Source organism: Pseudomonas sp. TH39(2020) (assembly GCF_016650715.1).
GTDB lineage: Bacteria > Pseudomonadota > Gammaproteobacteria > Pseudomonadales > Pseudomonadaceae > Aquipseudomonas > Aquipseudomonas mandelii_C.
The window spans coordinates 2,738,057-2,756,366 of record NZ_JAEKFF010000006.1; the positions used below are offsets into that span (position 1 = coordinate 2,738,057).

Consider the following 18,310-nt stretch of genomic DNA (forward strand, 5'->3'; position numbering starts at 1 on the left):
TTGAAGTTGTCTGACCCACCGCTTTCGCGAGCAGGCTCGCTCCCACAACGACTTCACCAGCATAAAAAAACGCGGCACCTGTGAGGGCACCGCGTTTTTTGTGCCTGCTGTTCACCGGATCAGAAGTCCAACGCAACCCCAACGGTAAGCCCTTGCTGAGTAAAGTCATCATCCTTGCGGAACGTATACCCACCGCGCAGCGCCAGATCGGCCGTCAACTTGTGGCTGACCCCCAGGCTCACGCGATTCAAGTGGCTTTGCGGTGTATAGCCGTCCAGTTTGAAGTCCAGGGACGGCAGGCTGTTGAGCGCGATGTTTACTTTCTGAGTGTCATCCTCGTATTCACGCTCATACGCGTATTCGCCGAACACTTGAGTCTGCGGGGTGATCTGATACTTACCCTGCAGACCGGCGCCCAGACGTTTTGAATCGCGAGTCTGATCATCAAAGGTCAGCGCCGTGGAACGAGTGCTGTTTTCCGAATAGCCGTCGACTTCCACTTTTGCGTAATCGGCGCTGATGAAGGGCGACAAGTGCCACTCGCTGCCCGGTTGCGCAATGTCGTAGCCAACCCGTGTGCTGAAGGCCCACAGATAGCCATCGGTATCGCCTTTTTCCGCTCCTTCGCTGGCACCCAGATCGAATTTGCGTTTGAGGTTGTCGTAATCCAGCTTGCCGCCGGTCAACGCGGCATCGGCCCACCAGCGATTCTGCTGGAACTGGGCGAAGGCGGTGGCCAGGTAGCTGTTGAGTTTGTAGTCCGAGTCGTTATTGCCTGCTTCCAGGTTCTGACGATAGAAACCCGCCGCCACACCGACGCGCCAGGCGTCATTGAGACGATAGCTGCCGCCGATGTTCAGGTTGTAACCGCTGCCATCAGCGCTGGCGCCGCTGCTTTGGCTATCGACATCCAGATGCTGGCCGCCACCGGCGACAATCGCGCGCCATTGCCCGACCGCCTGCCAGTTCTCCCAGTCCGATTGCCATTGGCTGCGCAGTTCATCCTGGTGCGCACGCAAGGTAGCGTGGGCCATTTCCGGCAACAACGTCAGCTCCCAAGGCGCAGCCAGTAAGGAATAGGCATAGTCGGAAATCAGCTTTTGCCCGGCTTCGGTCGGATGAACCCCATCGTTATAAATCAGCTTGCTGGGGTCCGGGGTGGCACTGTTGATGCCATACGTAGGGTTTTCGGTGCAGCTGTTACCACTGAAGCAAGTCGCCGTCAGGTTCTGGCCTGTAGCAAAACCGAATCGAGCCGGATCGGCGAAGGTTTCCTGCAGCAGCAACGGAATGTTCAACGGGATGATTTCGGCATCGATCCCCGCGAGACGGGTGACCAGTTGCCGGTTGAAGGCAGAGCTCAGCAGTGAGGTGGGTGTCTGCTGGGGCGTGCCATTGATGGCGGGCGTCAAACCCAGGTCGGGCAGCAGCCAGACCATGATGTACCGGGCGCCGGCGGTTTGCAGAACCTGGACGCTGTTGGCCAGTCGATCCGCAGCGGCATTCGCCTGAGCGCCACTTTGTACACGTCCCTGAAGAAAATCGTTCCCGCCCCCGGAGATGTAATACAGCGCATTCGGATCGGCGCTGAAGTTGTTTGTCGGCAGATAGCCCGAACGCGTGCGTTCACCCGTGGCAGATGCGGTGGTGATCGAGTCGAGGATCTGGTCCGTGCGGTAACCGCCAACGGCCCAGTTGTTCCCGTCCGGCAGGCCCTGGTTCGCACGCGCCGCCGAGGTTGAAGCGGCCGTCTGGTCCGGTGAAAACCCGAGCCTTCCACCCAGCAGTTGGGTCGAGTTGGCGGAGTAGGCTTCGCCGCTGCCGTCCTGGTAAACCGGGCCGGTCCGGTTGGTGAAGCGCAGGGTCGAGCCGGGAGGGCCGCCCGTGTCGGTAAACTGCCCGGCATCGTTGAGGCTGTCGCCGAAGACGATGAAATTCGAATAAGGGTTGGGCGCCGCGATCGCCTGGGTGCAGGCTATAGCGAGCAGGCAGCCGGCAAGCGGTACAGCCAATGTCTGTCTGATCATGAGCAAGTCCGTTTGTTATTGTTGTAGTAAGCAAAACGACAGTGCCAAAAACTATAGAGGCTGTTGCCGTTCGGCGCGAACCCGTCAATTGTTTCAAGAGCTTCGATCGCCCCATATTGCACGCTCTGCCCAGCTAAGTTACTGTGCCGAGACGTATAAATGAGACCTTCCCCGTGTTGATCGTCAGCAAACTTCTGGATCAAGTCATCAAGGCACACGCCCGTTGGCGTTGGCGCGCCTGAATCCTTCTGCCGGCCCGGCCGGATCTTTACCGCTTTGCCTTCTTTACCCGCAAGACAAACCGCTTTGCAGCGCGACTCCAGCGACTGACAAAGTGCAGGACGCTGCGGGTAAATCATTCGAAGGCTGTATTCAAAGTCAGTAAATTCAAGAGGTTCTTAACGCCATGTTGCTGATGATCGATAACTACGACTCTTTTACTTACAACGTTGTGCAATACCTCGGTGAGCTTGGCTCCCAGGTCAAAGTCGTGCGCAACGATGAGCTCACCATTGCCGAAATCGAAGCGCTCAACCCTGAGCGGATTGTCGTCTCTCCCGGTCCTTGCACCCCGACCGAAGCCGGCATCTCGATCGAAGCGATCAAACATTTCGCCGGCAAACTGCCGATTCTGGGCGTCTGCCTGGGGCATCAGTCCATCGGCCAGGCCTTTGGTGGCGATGTGGTGCGCGCCCGTCAGGTCATGCACGGCAAAACCAGCCCGGTGTTCCACGAGGACAAGGGTGTTTTCGAAGGCCTGAACCATCCGCTGACAGTCACCCGCTATCATTCACTGATCGTCAAACGCGAAACCCTGCCCGATTGCCTGGAGCTGACCGCCTGGACCCAGCTTGAAGACGGTTCGGTCGACGAGATCATGGGCCTGCGCCACAAGACACTGAACATCGAGGGCGTCCAGTTTCACCCTGAGTCGATCCTCACTGAACAGGGCCATGAGCTGTTCGCTAATTTCCTCAAACAAACCGGCGGCACGCGCTAAGGACTTTTCATGAATATCAAGACAGCCCTGAGCCGTATCGTCGAACAGCTCGACCTCAGCACCGATGAGATGCGCGATGTCATGCGCGAAATCATGACCGGTCAATGCACGGATGCGCAGATCGGCGCGTTCATGATGGCCATGCGCATGAAGAGTGAAAGCATCGACGAGATCGTCGGCGCCGTGTCGGTCATGCGCGAGCTGGCGGACAAGGTCGAACTCAAGACCCTCGACGGCGTCGTCGATGTAGTGGGTACCGGCGGTGACGGTGCGAATATCTTCAACGTCTCGACCGCTTCCTCGTTCGTGGTCGCGGCGGCCGGTTGCACCGTCGCCAAGCACGGTAACCGTGCGGTCTCGGGCAAAAGCGGCAGCGCCGATTTGCTGGAGGCGGCGGGCATCTACTTGAACCTGACCCCGGTTCAAGTGGCGCGCTGCATCGACAACGTCGGCATCGGTTTCATGTTCGCCCAGACCCATCACAGCGCCATGAAGCACGCCGCCGGCCCGCGCCGGGATCTGGGCTTGCGCACGCTGTTCAACATGCTCGGCCCGCTTACGAATCCGGCCGGCGTGAAGCATCAGGTGGTGGGCGTGTTCAATCAGGCGTTGTGCCGGCCACTGGCCGAAGTCTTGCAGCGTATGGGCAGCAAGCACGTGCTGGTGGTGCACTCGAAGGATGGCCTGGACGAGTTCAGTCTGGCGGCGCCAACCTTTGTAGCGGAATTGAAGGATGACCAGATCACCGAGTATTGGGTCGAGCCAGAAGACCTGGGCATGAAAAGCCAGAGCCTGCACGGTCTGGCAGTGGATAGCCCGGCGGCTTCCCTCGAGCTGATTCGCGATGCTCTGGGCAAGCGCAAGACCGAGAACGGTCAGAAAGCCGCGGAAATGATTATGCTCAATGCCGGTGCCGCGCTGTACGCCGCCGACCATGCCAGCAGTTTGAAAGAAGGCGTTGCCCTGGCGCACGATGCGCTGCACACAGGCCTCGCTCGGGAAAAACTGGAGGAGTTGGGTGCATTTACCGCGGTATTCAAAGTGGAGAATGAGGGATGAGTGTACCGACGGTTCTGGAAAACATTCTGGCCCGTAAAGTCCAGGAAGTCGCCGAGCGTAGCGCTCGCGTAAGCCTGGCGGAGCTGGAAAGTCTGGCCAAGGCGGCCGATGCACCCCGTGGTTTTGCCAAGGCATTGTTGGCTCAGGCCAAGCTCAAGCAGCCAGCGGTCATTGCAGAAATCAAGAAGGCTTCACCGAGCAAAGGCGTTATCCGCGAGAACTTCGTTCCCGCCGACATCGCCAAGAGTTACGAGAAGGGTGGCGCGACCTGCCTGTCGGTGCTCACCGATATCGATTACTTCCAAGGCGCCGATGCGTATCTGCAACAGGCGCGGGCGGCGTGCAAACTGCCGGTGATCCGCAAGGACTTCATGATCGATCCGTACCAGATCATTGAAGCCCGAGCGTTGGGCGCCGACTGCGTGCTGCTGATCGTCTCCGCACTGGATGACGTGAAAATGGCCGAGTTGGCTGCCGTCGCTAAAAGTGTCGGCCTCGATGTGCTGGTAGAAGTTCACGATGGCGACGAGCTGGAGCGGGCCTTGAAAACCCTGGACACTCCGTTGGTCGGCGTGAACAACCGCAACCTGCACACCTTCGAAGTCAATCTGGAAACCACCCTCGATCTGTTGCCGCGTATCCCGCGTGATCGCTTGGTGATCACCGAAAGTGGCATTCTCAACCGGGCCGATGTTGAACTGATGGAAATCAGCGATGTGTACGCGTTCCTGGTTGGCGAAGCGTTCATGCGCGCCGAAAGTCCGGGCACCGAGCTGCAGCGTCTGTTCTTTCCTGAGCGTGGTATCGCGGTGAGCGGTTCTACACTCGACTGAACGTGACTTAATGAAGAAGCCGGCGATGCCGGCTTTTTTATACCCCAAACAAAGGATGTCTACTGCCATGACCCAGCCCATCGCCTTGACCGTCGAAGCCGGCTTGCTCGCCGAACAGGATCTGTTGGCCCATGTGTGCACCGGCGATTCGGAGTTTGGGCTGTTGTTCTGGCAACCCAGTGACAAGGCGCTGGTCATGCCGCGACGATTGAATCGTCTGCCTGGGTTCGAGGCCGCGTGCGAAGTGTCGGCTGCGGCAGGTTGGCCGGTGTTGTTGCGTGAAACCGGCGGTGAACCGGTACCGCAATCGGCCTCAACGATCAACATCGCACTGGTCTACGCGCCACCGCGTAGCGAGGGTGACCAGAACCGCATCGAAACCGGTTATCGGCGGCTTTGCGATCCGATTTGTCAGTTACTCGATGAACTGGGCGGTGTTTCGTCTTTGGGCGAAATAGAGGGTGCGTTCTGTGATGGGCGTTTCAACGTCAACCTTGATGGGCGCAAGATGGTCGGCACGGCTCAACGCTGGCGCCAGAGCAAGGGCGGTACGCGTCCGGTAGGGTTGGTGCACGGTGCTTTGTTGCTCGATAACGAGCGTGAGTCGATGGTGGCGGCGGTTAACCGGTTCAATGAAGCCTGTGGCCTGGAGCAGCGAGTTCGCGCCGAGAGCCACATTGCTCTTCATGAAAAATATGCAGCACCTGATGCGTTGGGGCGGCTCGACACGTTGTACCGCGAGTTGCTGGCAGACATGTTCAGGGTTTAGCGCGTACCGAAGACCACCATGGTCTTGCCTTTGACGTCCACCAGATTGCGTTCTTCCAGGTCCTTGAGTACGCGACCGACCATCTCACGTGAACAACCGACAATCCGCCCGATCTCCTGACGGGTCACCTTGATCTGCATGCCATCGGGATGGGTCATTGCATCTGGCTGCTTGCACAGTTCCAAGAGGCAGCGTGCGACGCGGCCGGTTACGTCGAAGAATGCAAGGTCACCCACTTTGCGGGTGGTGTTGCGCAGCCGCTGTGCGATTTGTCCGCTGAGCACGTAAAGAATGTCTGGATCCTGTTGGGACAGCTCGCGGAATTTCGCGTAGCTGATCTCCGCGACTTCGCATTCGATCTTGGCGCGCACCCAGGCGCTGCGTTCCTGTTCCAGGCCGGCCTGTTCGAACAGGCCCAACTCGCCGAAAAAGTCTCCGGAGTTCAGGTAGGCAATGATCATTTCACGGCCATCGTCATCCTCGATCAGGATGGTGACCGAACCCTTGATGATGAAGAACAGTGTGTCCGAGCGGTCGCCGGCACAAATGATGTTGCTTTTGGCCGCATAACGACGGCGCTGGCAGTGCATCAGCAGCTTGTCGAGGTTCTTGATCTTGGGTGTTGGGGTAATAGCAACCATGGTTGTATCCCGAAAAGACTTCACGGTGTGTTTGGTTTTCTTATGAGTCGCTGAGGTTGCTACAAAGCTGGCTATGCGCCAGTGAATTGGCGCCAGCTTAACAGACACTTCCTGCAATATTCGAGAATTTACCTACAGCTCAGCGGCTTGCGTCGTAGGAAGGCGAGGCGTCGTCAATCAAGGCCCCTGTGCTAAGCTGGCGACCCTTTTTTATACAGTGGAGTCTTGGCGATGAAGGCACGCATCCAATGGGCTGGCGAAGCCATGTTCCTCGGCGAATCCGGCAGCGGTCATGTCGTGGTCATGGACGGTCCGCCCGATGCCGGCGGTCGCAACCTGGGTGTCCGGCCGATGGAAATGCTCCTGCTGGGTGTTGGCGGTTGCAGCAATTTCGACGTGGTCAGCATCCTCAAGAAGTCCCGTCAGGCCGTTGAAAGCTGCGAAGCCTTCCTCGAAGCCGAGCGTGCCACCGAAGATCCGAAGGTTTTCACCAAGATCCACATGCACTTCGTGGTCAAGGGCCGCGGCTTGAAAGAAGCCCAGGTCAAACGCGCCATCGAGCTGTCTGCCGAGAAGTATTGCTCGGCGTCGATCATGCTTGGTGCGGCTGGCGTGGCAATTACCCATGACTACGAGATCATCGAGCTCGGTTGAATCGACATTCAACTATCATAAAGGCAGTGCAGACTGTGGCGATCCCAAGCTGACGTCTGCACAATGCGCCACTTTTTCAGGGTAGTAGCCCGTCCGCCGACAGGCCGCGCACCCGGACATACAACCAAAATCGACATTGTGAAGAGGTGTTAACCGTCCTACGCAGGTGCATCGTACGCATCTGACGGGCATGCTTGATCATGCGGCCGGGCCGCAATACATAGAGAGTTTTTAACGGTGAAAAGCAAACTCAAGCTCCACGGGTTCAATAACCTGACAAAGACCTTGAGCTTCAACATCTATGACATCTGCTATGCGGAAACCCCGCAGGACCAACAGGCTTACGTCGAGTACATCAATAAAGAGTACAACGCCAAGCGCCTGACGCAGATCCTCACAGAAGTTGTCGATATCATTGGTGCCAACATCCTGAACATCGCCAGTCAGGACTATGAACCCCAGGGCGCCAGTGTCACGATTTTGATCTCTGAAGAGCCGGTGACTCCTACCGACAGTCAGATCGAAGAGTCCCCGGGCCCGCTGCCTGAAATTATCCTGGCCCACCTCGACAAGAGCCACATCACGGTGCACACCTACCCGGAAATCCATCCGGACGATGGCATCGCGACATTCCGTGTGGACATTGATGTGTCGACCTGTGGCGTCATTTCACCGCTTAAGGCGCTCAACTTCCTGATCCACCAGTTCGATTCGGACATCGTGACCGTGGATTATCGTGTGCGCGGTTTCACCCGCGACGTGGAGGGCAAAAAGCACTTCATCGACCACGAGATCAACTCGATTCAGAACTACCTTTCCGAAGACACCCGCAACGCGTACCAGATGACCGACGTGAACGTTTACCAGGAAAACCTGTTCCACACCAAAATGCTGCTGAAGAACTTCGAACTGGATAACTACCTGTTCGGCGATGCCACCAGCAGCCTGTCCGCTGAGCAGCGTGCTCAGGTGACCGAGCGTGTGAAACACGAAATGCTGGAAATCTTCTACGCGCGCAACATGCCGAGCTGATTCCTGAGAGCAAAAAGAAAGGGCGCTGAAAGCGCCCTTTTTTGTGCCCTGTGTTTGGGATCAGATCCGGTAAGTACTCTTGGTCATGACCTTGGCCATCAGGCTCATGCCGAACTTCACTGGTGCCGGGAAGCGGAAACCCCCAGCCTCCAGCGCGCTTTCGGCGTGGTGTTCTTCATCAATGCGCATCTGCTCGAGGATCGCCCGGGACTTTTCGTCCTCGACTGGCAGTTGCTCAAGGTGTTCGTTGAGGTGTTTACACACCTGATGCTCGGTCGCGGCAACGAAACCCAGGCTGACTTTATCGCTGATCAACCCGGCCACCGCGCCAATCCCGAACGACATGCCATAGAACAGCGGATTGAGAATGCTGGTGTGGCTGCCCAACTGTTTTATGCGTTGTTCGCACCAGACCAGGTGGTCGATTTCTTCTTCAGCGGCATGTTCCATGGCGGCGCGCACTTGCGGCAGCTTGGCGGTCAGGGCCTGACCCTGATACAGCGCCTGGGCACAGACTTCGCCGGTGTGGTTGATGCGCATCAGCCCGGCGACGTGCCGGGTGTCTTCGTCGCTCATTTGCGCATCCGGCTGAACGATAGCGGGCGAAGGACGGTACGGCTGGCCACTGAAGGGCAACAAGGTACGCATCGCGGCATCGGCTTGCAGCAGAAGGCGGTCAATCGGCGAGTAGTGACGTTGGGTAGTCATGCTGACCTCCGGGAAGAATCTCGGCGGCCAGTTTAACCCAATCGGCCGGGGAAGGTTTGCGCTGGGTCATTGCGACGCAGGTCCTTGTGGGAGCGGGATTGCCCGCCCCCACAGGGCTTACTCCAATCAGCCCGGCGGCCAATGCATCTGGCGCTGACCCAATACATGCATATGTATGTGATAGACGGTCTGCCCACCCAGTGGATTGCAGTTCATGACCACGCGGAAGCCCTCTTCGCAACCCAGTTCCAGGGCCAGACGCTGGGCGGTGAACAGAATATGCCCAGCCAATGCCTTGTCGTCCTCGGTCAGGTCGTTAAGCGTGCGCACCGCTTTTTTCGGGATTACCAGAAAATGCACGGGTGCCTGTGGGGCGATGTCGTGGAAGGCCAGTACCTGGTCGTCCTCGTAAATGATCTTCGCCGGGATTTCCCGGTTGATGATCTTGGTGAACAGAGTATCCACAGCTTTTTTCTCCGTTGTTTGGGCTGGCCTGAGTGTAACCATGGGTTATGCCCGAGCCCAGCCTTTTACCTTGAGGGTGCGATCAGCGCGGGCAGTAAGCCTTGTTGACCATGCCGGCGATTGTCCGGGTCAGCCAGCGTGAGCCGAGCCGCGGCAGGAAGGCGCGCCAGCGGTTGCGCCGACCCGGAATAATGATGGCGCGATTTTTCTCCAGAGCCCGGACGGTGTAGAGCGCGACTTCCTCGGGGCTCATCAGCATTTTGCTGTCGACCAGTTTGGCAGTGTCCAATTGCGCGGTGCGGAAAAACGCCGTGCGGGTAGGGCCGGGGCAGAGCACCGACACCTTGACCGCGCATTTTTTCAGTTCGACGCGCAACCCTTCGGAAAAGTGCAGCACATAAGCCTTGCTGGCGTAATAAGTACTCATCCACGGGCCGGGATAGAACGCCGCCACCGAGGCGACATTCAAAATTTGTCCGCCGCCCTGCAGCGCCATACTGTTGCCGATCGCGTGACACAGGCGAGTGAGTGCGAGGATGTTCACTTCGATCAGGTCCTGCTCGGTCATCCAGTCCTGAGCCAGGAAAGGGCCGCAGGTGCCGATGCCGGCGCAATTGACCAGCAAATCGATCTGTCGGTCGCCTTCCTCCAGCTCCAGCAGAAAACCGGACAGCCGTAGGGGCTCGCCGAGGTCGCAGGCTCGGAACAACACTTCCACGCCAAAACGTTGGGTTAGCTCAATAGCAATACTTTCCAGCTGATCACGCTGACGGGCCACCAGAATCAGGCTGCGGCCGCGCCGGGCCAGCGCTTCGGCCATCGCCAGGCCGATGCCGCTGGAAGCGCCAGTGATCAGAGCGTAACGGGTCATGCATTTCTCCATCGCAACAGCTCCGCGCCGGCGACGCAGGTGTCACGGGCGGGGAGCGCTGTTCATTCTTTCGCAGAGTCTACAGGGGGCTGGGCTTCTTCGGCTGCATCGTCGGCTGAATTTGGCGCTGGCTCTGCTTCCACGGCGGTTTGATCTTCGATCTCTTCGGTGGTCACGGAGTCACTTTCATAGCTGCTTTGGGTGGCGCTTTCGTATTCGCTCTGGAGGGTAGTAAGGCCACCGGTCAGTCCGCCGATGAACAGGATCGCGATAAACACCAGCCACAATGACGACAGGATCTTGACCGCGGTGCTGTTGGGCGGTGATGGCGCACCGTATCGATTGGCGGTGTTATTACCCGGCGCGATCATCATCACGAACGGAAAGATGCTGCCCACGAACGGCACGAGGGTCAGCAGCCAGAGCCAGCCAGACCAGCCGATATCGTGCAGACGCTGGACACTGAACTGAATGCTGACGAACGCGAGCGCCACGAAGAGAATAAAGGCCAGCAAGCCACCGAGAATCAGGCCGGCGGTCGAGTCCGTAGTGATGAGGGCCAAGCCGAAAACGGCAAGTACAGCGCCAGCACTAAGGGTCACCAGCGTCAGCGACATCGTCCAGGCCAGATAACGCAAGCGGCCGATCCGACCCTCGAAGCTGAGCGGCTTGAGTGTGGAAAACGCAGGCACGGCTTCGCCAACGGGAGCCTGGGGTGGTGCGTAAGGGGATTCGGGATCTGCCGCGACGGCAGGGGCGTGTTCATGAACGTCAGCCAGGTTCAGTTCGATTGGGGGTTCGGATTCGATCCGGGCATCGATACCGGTTTTGGTCAGCGCCTGGAGATAAGTCTGCGCATCGGCCTGGGACAGGTCGCGTTTGAGTGCAACCGGCTTGCCACTGAACAGTCGCTCGATGGCAGTCACATCGCTTTTGAATAACTCGGCGAGATTGAGCTTGGCGGTGGTGACGTCAACACCTGGCAGCAGAGCGCCGTCGAACACGATCTTGAAACGGTTTTCGCTCATTGCGAGGCATCCTTGTCGCGAATGTTTTAGGGAGTATTGCGGGTTGAGTGTAAAGCCAGCCGGAATGGGCTGGCCAAGTTTTCCTGTCAGCGTGGCCAGCGCTTGGGCAGCGCTGCCGCCAGCTCCAGTGCTTTGCGGTACTCGGCGTCAAGGCGAGCGACCAATTGATCGACACTTGGCAGGTCATCGATCTCGCCGACACCCTGGCCTGCGGACCAGACGGTTTTCCAGGCTTTGGCTTCATCGCTTGCGGGCTTGAGTTTGGAGCCGAAGTCCACCTCACCTTTGCCTTGCAGCGCTGCCATGTCGAAACCCGCTGCCTCAAGGCTCTGACGCATAAAGCTCGCGGGTATGCCCGACACCGCTGGAGTATGGATGATGTCCGCGGCTCTGGAAGTCAGCAGCATCTCTTTATAGGCGTCAGGTGCATGACTTTCGGTTGTGCCGATAAATCGCGTACCGAAGTAGGCCAGATCCGCACCGAGCAGTTGTGCCGCGAGAATCTCGTGGCCGTGGTTCAGGCAACCGGCCAGCAGCAGGGTCTTGTCGAAGAACTGGCGTATTTCGGCAATCAGCGAGAACGGGCTCCAGGTTCCGGCGTGTCCACCGGCGCCCGCTGCCACGGCGATCAAACCGTCGACCCCGGCCTCGGCGGCTTTCTCTGCGTGGCGACGAGTCGTCACGTCATGGAACACCAGACCGCCATAGCTGTGCACGGCATCGACCAGTTCTTTCACGGCGCCGAGACTTGTGATCACAATCGGCACTTTGTGCTCGATGCAGATCGCCAGGTCCGCTTGCAGCCGCGGGTTGCTGTTGTGGACGATCAGGTTCACCGCATAAGGCGCCGGATTCTCCAGTGTCGCCAACCCTGCTTCGATCTCTTCCAGCCAGGCCTTGAAGCCGCTGCTCTCGCGCTGGTTCAGCGCAGGAAAGCTGCCCACCACGCCATTACGGCAGCAGGCGAGTACCAGTTGTGGGTTGGAGATCAGGAACATTGGCGCTGCCACCACTGGCAGACGCAAACGCTGTTCGAGCAGAGCGGGCAGCGACATTGGAAGTACCCCGGTGAGTTGTGCTTATTGGCGTTAGAACGGCCGAACGACGACCAGAATCACAATGGCCAGCAATATCAGAACCGGCACTTCATTGAACCAGCGATAAAAGACATGACTGCGGGTGTTCTCGCCACGGGCAAAACGTTTCACCTGGGCGCCGCACATGTGGTGGTAGCCGATCAGGATCACCACCAGGGTCAACTTGGCGTGTATCCACGCGCCTTGGCTGAAGATGCCGGGATTGAGGGCGATCAGTGCGATGCCGAATACCAGGGTGGCGATCATCGCCGGGCCCATGATGCCTCGGTACAACTTGCGCTCCATGACGCTGAAGCGCTCCTTGCTGACGGTGTCTTCGCTTTGAGCGTGATAGACGAACAGGCGCGGCAGGTAAAACAGGCCGGCAAACCAGCAGACCATGCTGACGATGTGAAGCGCTTTGAGCCACAGATAAAGCATTTTTAGTTATTCCCAGGTTCACGGTAGCCCGGATAGTAGAGGCTTGGGGCTCCGCACGTCACCTTGCCGGTTGTCGCGGGACGATACGGGCCCTATTATCGACGGCTTTCCAGTGGGTTCGTTGAGGGCAGGTTTATGGTCAAGGTCGGTATCGTCGGCGGCACGGGTTACACCGGTGTCGAACTGCTGCGTCTGTTGGCGCAGCATCCGCAAGCAGAAGTGGTCGTCATCACTTCCCGATCCGAGGCCGGTCTGGCCGTGGCTGATATGTATCCGAACCTGCGCGGTCATTACGATGGTCTGGCATTCAGCGTTCCGGACATCAAGACGCTGGGCGCTTGCGACGTGGTGTTCTTCGCCACGCCTCACGGTGTTGCCCATGCGCTGGCTGGCGAACTGTTGGCGGCCGGGACCAAAGTCATCGACCTGTCGGCGGACTTCCGTCTGCAAGACGCTGATGAGTGGGCCAAGTGGTACGGTCAGCCGCACGGCGCGCCGGAACTGCTGGAAGAGGCTGTCTATGGCTTGCCGGAAGTCAATCGCGAGCAGATCAAGCAGGCTCGCCTGATCGCCGTGCCGGGTTGCTACCCGACGGCTACGCAATTGGGCTTTCTGCCATTGCTAGAAGCAGGTCTGGCCGATACCACGCGCTTGATTGCTGACTGCAAATCCGGCGTCAGTGGTGCCGGTCGTGGCGCGTCCGTAGGTTCGCTGTACTCCGAGACGTCGGAAAGCATGAAGGCCTACGCCGTCAAAGGGCACCGTCACTTGCCGGAAATTCGCCAGGGTCTGCGTCGTGCAGCGGGCAAGGACGTCGGTCTGACCTTCGTTCCGCACCTGACGCCAATGATTCGCGGCATTCACTCGACGCTCTACGCGACTGTCGTGGATCGCTCGGTGGATCTGCAGGCGCTGTTTGAAAAGCGTTATGCCAACGAACCGTTCGTCGATGTCATGCCGGCCGGCAGCCATCCGGAAACCCGCAGCGTGCGCGGTGCCAACGTTTGCCGTATTGCCGTGCATCGTCCGCAGGATGGTGATCTGGTGGTGGTGTTATCGGTGATCGATAACCTGGTCAAAGGTGCGTCGGGGCAGGCTGTGCAGAACATGAACATTTTGTTCGGGCTGGATGAGCGCTTGGGTCTGTCCCATGCAGGCATGCTGCCGTAAGGTTTATTCCGCTCAGCAAAAAGGCCCGTCTGACGGGCCTTTTTGTATTTCGGGCTGGCGATCGGGTTTATTGATATACCGTAACAATAGTTGACCAATTTTCTAGGAGAAGCGGATAATGCCCGTCATCACGCATTATGGCGGCGTAACGCCGGGAGATAGTTAGCATGAGCGTCGAATCCTTCACCCCCACGGCTTTGCAATTCACCCACGGTGCCGCGCACAAGGTGAAGAGCCTGGTCGATGAAGAGGGGAATGATCGCTTGAAGCTGCGCGTATTCGTTACGGGCGGCGGTTGTTCAGGTTTTCAGTACGGCTTCACCTTCGATGAAGAAGTGGCCGATGACGACACCATTGTCGAGCGCGAAGGGGTGAGTCTGGTCGTTGATCCGATGAGCTTCCAGTACCTGGCAGGTGCCGAGGTGGATTATCAGGAAGGTCTGGAAGGTTCGCGCTTCGTGATCAAGAATCCGAACGCCAGCACCACGTGTGGCTGCGGCTCTTCGTTCTCGATCTGATCGCAATCACCGCATCACCAAGCGCCGCATGGCCTCAGGGCTCTGCGGCGTTTTGTTGTCTGGGATTCGGTATGGCTAGTCAGGCAGGGTAAATGGCGCCAAGTACGCGCAGGCCACGCGCGCCGGTGACGCTCGGGCGATTGGCAGCGATGCCTTCGAGGCAGCAATGGGCCAGCCAGGCGAAGGCCATGGCTTCGACCCAGTCCGGGTCTACACCGTAAGCCGCGGTGCTGCTGACCTTGGTGTTCGGCAGCAAGCTGGCCAAGCGGTTCATCAGCGTGGCGTTGTGGGCGCCGCCGCCGCAGACCAACAGTTCCTGGGTATCTGATTGAGCACTTTGCAGTGACTCGACGATAGTCAGGGCGGTCAGTTCGAGCAGGGTTGCCTGCACGTCTTCGGTGGCGAAGGTCGACAGTTTCGATAGATGCTGTGTCAGCCATGCAAGGTTGAATACTTCGCGGCCGGTGCTCTTCGGGCCTTTGGTCACGAAAAATGGATCACTCAGCAGTTCGTTCAGCAGAACTGGTTGGACCTTGCCGCTGGCAGCCCATTGACCGTCACGATCAAAGTTGTCGCCACGTTGCTGGTGAATCCAGGCATCCAGCAGAACATTGCCCGGGCCACAGTCGAAACCGGCTACGGGTTTGCCGGGCTCGATCAGGCTGAGGTTGCTGAACCCGCCAACGTTCAATACCGCGCGATTGCCTGCTCGCTCTTCAAACAACGCTTCGTGAAAGGCTGGGACCAGTGGGGCGCCTTGTCCGCCAGCCGCAACATCGCGGCTGCGAAAGTCGCTGACCACGGTGATGCCGGTCAGCTCGGTCAGAAGAGCAGGGTTGCCAATCTGCACGGTGAAGCCGCGCGCCGGCTCGTGGCGAATGGTCTGGCCGTGGCTGCCAATCGCGCGAATGTCTTCGGGTTTCAGTTTTTGTTGGTCGAGAAGGGTGTGAATACCCTGTGCCGCCAGTTTCACCCAGTTCTGCTGGGCGATGGCGGAGCGGGCAATCTCGTCCGGGCCGCTGGCGCACAAGCCAAGCAGCTCGGTGCGCAGGGAGTCAGGCATGGGAATGTATTGCGTGGCAATCAGTTTGATTGCCGGGGTCAGCTCGACCAGGGCAATGTCCAGGCCATCGAGGCTGGTCCCGGACATCACACCTATATAGAGCGTCATGGCTTAGCGCTTGCTCGAAGCCAGCTGCGTGGATTTCTCTTGATCCATGCGCGCCATCAGCGGTTGGCTCTGCGCGAGGAAACGTGCGCGTTCAGCTTTGGAGATCGGATCGGCCATCGCCACTTTCTGGCCTAGTGGGTCGACGTGCACGCCATTGACCTGGAACTCGTAATGCAAATGCGGTCCGGTGGAAAGTCCGGTGGTGCCGATGTAGCCGATCACCTGGCCTTGTTTGACGCTACTGCCAGTCTGCACGCCTTTGGCAAAGCCCTGCATGTGGCCGTACAGCGTACGGTAGGTATTGCCGTGCTGGATGATCACGGTGTTGCCGTAGCCACCACGGCGACCGGCCAACAACACTTTACCGTCACCGGCTGCCTTGATTGGAGTGCCACGCGGCGCTGCGTAGTCGACGCCTTTGTGAGCGCGGATCTTGTTCAGGATCGGGTGCTTGCGACCCATTGAGAATTTCGAACTGATCCGGGCGAAGTCCACCGGGGTACGGATAAACGCCTTGCGCATGCTGTTGCCGTCAGCAGTGTAGTAGCTGCTGTTGCCTTGTTTATTGGTGTAACGCACGGCGGTGTAGGTCTTGCCGCGGTTAGTGAAGCGAGCGGAAAGGATCGGGCCATTGCCGACAGCCTTGCCGTTGACGACTTTCTGTTCGTAGATGACATCGAACTCGTCACCCTGGCGAATATCCTGGGCGAAGTCGACGTCATAGCCAAACACGCTGGCCATGTCCATGGTCAGGCTGTGGGACAAACCGGCGCGTGCAGCGGACTGTGACAGCGAGCTGTTGATCACGCCATGAACATAGGCCGAGCGCACGGTAGGCTTTGCGGTAATGCGGTTGAACGCATAGCCCTTGTCATTTTTGGTCAAGGTGATGCTTTCGACGTCGCTGACCTTGCTGTGAAGGTTGGTCAGCTGGCCATCGGGGCTCAGTTCGAATTCAAGCTTCTGGCCGTGCTTGAGTTGGCTGAACTGCTTGGCTTGCTTGTCGCTGGCCAGCACTTCATGCACCGAAGCTGCAGGAAGGCCGACTTTTTCAAACAGGGTGGAGAGGGTGTCGCCTTTAGAGACGATCACTTCCCTGTGGTTTGGAGACTTTTTTTCTTCGATCACAGGTGCTGGCGCGGGGGCGGCCTGAGCGGTTTCCTGGGGTTCTTCGGCGCTGTTTTCGATCTGTGCAAAAGGGGACGCTGCTGGCTCATTTGTGGCTTGGACCGCTTCGGCAGCGTCTTGATCTTGTGTCAGTTGTTCAGCAGGGCTTTCCAGTTCAAGACTCAGGGTCGTTTTTTTTGCTTCAACATCACTGGAAGGAAATACCAGAAGCGCCAGGCTCAGAAGGGCGGCGATGCCACTTGCTGCGAGCAGGTGGGTCTTCGGGTAAAGCGGCGGCGCTTTAGACGATTCTTTGGTCATAGGTAATTTTTGACTTTGAAAAAGATGAATTGGAAAAGATGAATGACATGATGAAGATGAAATAACTGTATAAAATATAACCAAATCATCCCTGAAGCAAGTCCGCGAACGCTGAGTCTGTGGATTGGTGTCCGTGCGCCGGGCAAAACTTGTATTTGACGCGCGATCTTGTATGGTTGGTTCCCTTTGAATTCGAGCCTTGCGGGTCTGTTATGAAGTCGGTTGAAGAGCAGCTAGCGCTGATTAAACGTGGTGCGGAAGAACTGTTGGTCGAGTCCGAGCTGATCGAAAAGCTCAAGCGTGGCCAGCCGCTACGTATTAAGGCAGGCTTCGATCCGACCGCGCCGGATTTGCACCTGGGTCATACCGTGCTTATTAATAAGCTGCGCCAGTTCCAGGAGCTGGGGCATCAGGTGATCTTCCTTATAGGTGACTTCACCGGGATGATCGGCGATCCGAGCGGTAAGAGTGCTACGCGTCCTCCACTTACCCGCGAGCAGGTTCTCGAGAATGCCGAGACCTACAAGACCCAGGTTTTCAAGATTCTTGATCCGGCGAAAACCGAAGTTGCGTTCAACTCCACCTGGATGGATCAGATGGGGCCGGCCGACTTCATTCGTCTGACTTCGCAGTACACCGTAGCTCGCATGCTCGAGCGCGACGACTTCGACAAGCGCTACACCACCAATCAGCCAATTGCCATTCACGAGTTCCTCTATCCGCTGGTTCAGGGTTATGACTCGGTTGCTCTGCGCGCGGACGTCGAGCTGGGTGGTACTGATCAGAAGTTCAACCTGTTGATGGGGCGTGAACTGCAGCGTGGATATGGTCAGGAGGCTCAGTGCATTCTGACCATGCCGCTGCTCGAAGGTCTGGATGGCGTGAAGAAGATGTCCAAGTCCTTGGGCAACTACGTGGGTATTCAGGAAGCTCCGGGTGTGATGTACGGCAAGCTGGTTTCCATTCCGGATGCGCTGATGTGGCGCTATTTCGAATTGCTCAGTTTCCGCTCCATGGATGAGATCAATGCGTTCCGTGCTGATGTCGAGGCGGGTGCCAATCCGCGTGATATCAAGATCAAGCTGGCTGAAGAGATCGTTGCGCGTTTCCATGGTGAGGAGGCTGCGGCCAATGCTCACCGTGCGGCGGGTAACCGTATGAAGGAAGGCGAGCTGCCGGACGATCTGCCAGAGATCGAATTAACTGCTACTGAAGACATGCCGATTGCTGCTGTCCTTAATAAGGCAGGTCTGGTCAAGAACTCGGCTGTCGCGCGAGACCTTCTAGGTTCTGGTGGTGTGCGTATAGATGGTGAGGTTGTCGATCGCACCTTTATATACGTACTGGGTGCGACCCATGTTTGCCAGGCTGGGAAGAAGGCATTTGCGCGTATTACGCTCAAATCCGAATAAAGCTCAA

Annotated in this window: 20 protein-coding genes; 9 read left to right on the top strand and 11 right to left on the bottom strand. The window is 58.0% G+C overall.

The window, feature by feature from the left end; translation table 11 throughout:
* Positions 1-119: 119 nt before the first annotated feature.
* Both estP and JFU47_RS20200 read right to left on the bottom strand, forming a co-directional pair.
* On the bottom strand, positions 120-2,027 hold the full coding sequence (gene estP, locus JFU47_RS20195) for an esterase EstP (RefSeq protein ID WP_201185152.1): 1,908 nt from the start codon (positions 2,025-2,027) through the stop codon (positions 120-122).
* Positions 2,024-2,386: a hypothetical protein gene (locus JFU47_RS20200; RefSeq protein ID WP_161600318.1), complete on the bottom strand. Its 363-nt coding sequence runs from the start codon at positions 2,384-2,386 to the stop codon at positions 2,024-2,026. Before JFU47_RS20200 ends, estP begins: the two co-directional genes overlap by 4 nt.
* A 47-nt stretch (positions 2,387-2,433) precedes the next feature.
* Between JFU47_RS20200 and JFU47_RS20205 the strand changes: the two genes are divergently transcribed.
* The 4 genes from JFU47_RS20205 to JFU47_RS20220 all read left to right on the top strand — a co-directional run bounded on the left by JFU47_RS20205 (position 2,434) and on the right by JFU47_RS20220 (position 5,688).
* Positions 2,434-3,027, top strand: a complete 594-nt coding sequence (locus JFU47_RS20205) for an aminodeoxychorismate/anthranilate synthase component II (RefSeq protein WP_157713839.1) — start codon at positions 2,434-2,436, stop codon at positions 3,025-3,027.
* Positions 3,028-3,036: 9 nt separating this feature from the next.
* Positions 3,037-4,086 (top strand): anthranilate phosphoribosyltransferase, encoded by a 1,050-nt coding sequence (gene trpD, locus JFU47_RS20210; RefSeq protein ID WP_123368675.1) that lies wholly within the window; start codon positions 3,037-3,039, stop codon positions 4,084-4,086.
* The gene (gene trpC / locus JFU47_RS20215) at positions 4,083-4,919 is read left to right on the top strand and encodes an indole-3-glycerol phosphate synthase TrpC (protein ID WP_046045391.1); all 837 of its coding nucleotides are present in this window, start codon (positions 4,083-4,085) and stop codon (positions 4,917-4,919) included. The genes trpD and trpC overlap by 4 nt, the downstream gene beginning before the upstream one ends.
* A gap of 67 nt (positions 4,920-4,986) precedes the next feature.
* On the top strand, positions 4,987-5,688 hold the full coding sequence (locus tag JFU47_RS20220; RefSeq protein ID WP_201185154.1) for a lipoate--protein ligase family protein: 702 nt from the start codon (positions 4,987-4,989) through the stop codon (positions 5,686-5,688).
* Here the strand turns inward: JFU47_RS20220 and crp are convergent.
* A complete protein-coding gene (crp, locus tag JFU47_RS20225; protein WP_008147233.1) occupies positions 5,685-6,329 on the bottom strand; it encodes a cAMP-activated global transcriptional regulator CRP in 645 nt (214 codons plus the stop codon). The two genes, JFU47_RS20220 and crp, sit on opposite strands and share 4 nt — an antisense overlap.
* A gap of 231 nt (positions 6,330-6,560) precedes the next feature.
* Between crp and JFU47_RS20230 the strand changes: the two genes are divergently transcribed.
* Positions 6,561-6,983, top strand: a complete 423-nt coding sequence (locus tag JFU47_RS20230) for an OsmC family protein (RefSeq protein WP_007941657.1) — start codon at positions 6,561-6,563, stop codon at positions 6,981-6,983.
* Positions 6,984-7,220: 237 nt separating this feature from the next.
* The gene (speD, locus tag JFU47_RS20235; RefSeq protein WP_140674582.1) at positions 7,221-8,015 is read left to right on the top strand and encodes an adenosylmethionine decarboxylase; all 795 of its coding nucleotides are present in this window, start codon (positions 7,221-7,223) and stop codon (positions 8,013-8,015) included.
* Between the two features lie 60 nt (positions 8,016-8,075).
* Here the strand turns inward: speD and coq7 are convergent, their stop codons facing one another.
* The 6 genes from coq7 to hemJ form a co-directional block, all read right to left on the bottom strand.
* A complete protein-coding gene (coq7, locus tag JFU47_RS20240; RefSeq protein ID WP_201185156.1) occupies positions 8,076-8,723 on the bottom strand; it encodes a 2-polyprenyl-3-methyl-6-methoxy-1,4-benzoquinone monooxygenase in 648 nt (215 codons plus the stop codon).
* A 126-nt stretch (positions 8,724-8,849) separates the two neighbouring features.
* The gene (locus JFU47_RS20245; RefSeq protein ID WP_008147240.1) at positions 8,850-9,188 is read right to left on the bottom strand and encodes a histidine triad nucleotide-binding protein; all 339 of its coding nucleotides are present in this window, start codon (positions 9,186-9,188) and stop codon (positions 8,850-8,852) included.
* Between the two features lie 82 nt (positions 9,189-9,270).
* Complete coding sequence (locus JFU47_RS20250; RefSeq protein WP_123368680.1) at positions 9,271-10,059, bottom strand: SDR family NAD(P)-dependent oxidoreductase; 789 nt, start codon at positions 10,057-10,059, stop codon at positions 9,271-9,273.
* 62 nt (positions 10,060-10,121) lie between these two features.
* Positions 10,122-11,087: a DUF805 domain-containing protein gene (locus tag JFU47_RS20255; protein WP_201185158.1), complete on the bottom strand. Its 966-nt coding sequence runs from the start codon at positions 11,085-11,087 to the stop codon at positions 10,122-10,124.
* Between the two features lie 86 nt (positions 11,088-11,173).
* Positions 11,174-12,142: an NAD(P)H-dependent flavin oxidoreductase gene (locus JFU47_RS20260; RefSeq protein WP_201185160.1), complete on the bottom strand. Its 969-nt coding sequence runs from the start codon at positions 12,140-12,142 to the stop codon at positions 11,174-11,176.
* Between the two features lie 33 nt (positions 12,143-12,175).
* Positions 12,176-12,604 carry a protoporphyrinogen oxidase HemJ gene (gene hemJ, locus JFU47_RS20265; protein WP_201185162.1) on the bottom strand — a complete coding sequence of 143 codons (429 nt, stop codon included), beginning with the start codon at positions 12,602-12,604 and terminating at the stop codon, positions 12,176-12,178.
* A 135-nt stretch (positions 12,605-12,739) separates the two neighbouring features.
* Between hemJ and argC the strand changes: the two genes are divergently transcribed.
* Positions 12,740-13,774, top strand: coding sequence for an N-acetyl-gamma-glutamyl-phosphate reductase (gene argC / locus JFU47_RS20270; RefSeq protein WP_008147251.1), 1,035 nt, complete (start codon positions 12,740-12,742; stop codon positions 13,772-13,774).
* A gap of 167 nt (positions 13,775-13,941) precedes the next feature.
* The gene (gene erpA / locus JFU47_RS20275; RefSeq protein WP_007947969.1) at positions 13,942-14,292 is read left to right on the top strand and encodes an iron-sulfur cluster insertion protein ErpA; all 351 of its coding nucleotides are present in this window, start codon (positions 13,942-13,944) and stop codon (positions 14,290-14,292) included.
* Between the two features lie 79 nt (positions 14,293-14,371).
* Here the strand turns inward: erpA and JFU47_RS20280 are convergent, their stop codons facing one another.
* Together JFU47_RS20280 and JFU47_RS20285 are read right to left on the bottom strand one after the other, a co-directional pair.
* Positions 14,372-15,463, bottom strand: a complete 1,092-nt coding sequence (locus JFU47_RS20280; protein ID WP_201185164.1) for an anhydro-N-acetylmuramic acid kinase — start codon at positions 15,461-15,463, stop codon at positions 14,372-14,374.
* A gap of 3 nt (positions 15,464-15,466) precedes the next feature.
* On the bottom strand, positions 15,467-16,891 hold the full coding sequence (locus JFU47_RS20285) for a peptidoglycan DD-metalloendopeptidase family protein (RefSeq protein ID WP_123368685.1): 1,425 nt from the start codon (positions 16,889-16,891) through the stop codon (positions 15,467-15,469).
* A gap of 212 nt (positions 16,892-17,103) precedes the next feature.
* Here JFU47_RS20285 and tyrS point away from each other — a divergent pair, with 212 nt between their 5' ends.
* Complete coding sequence (tyrS, locus tag JFU47_RS20290; protein ID WP_201185166.1) at positions 17,104-18,303, top strand: tyrosine--tRNA ligase; 1,200 nt, start codon at positions 17,104-17,106, stop codon at positions 18,301-18,303.
* Positions 18,304-18,310: the final 7 nt, after the last annotated feature.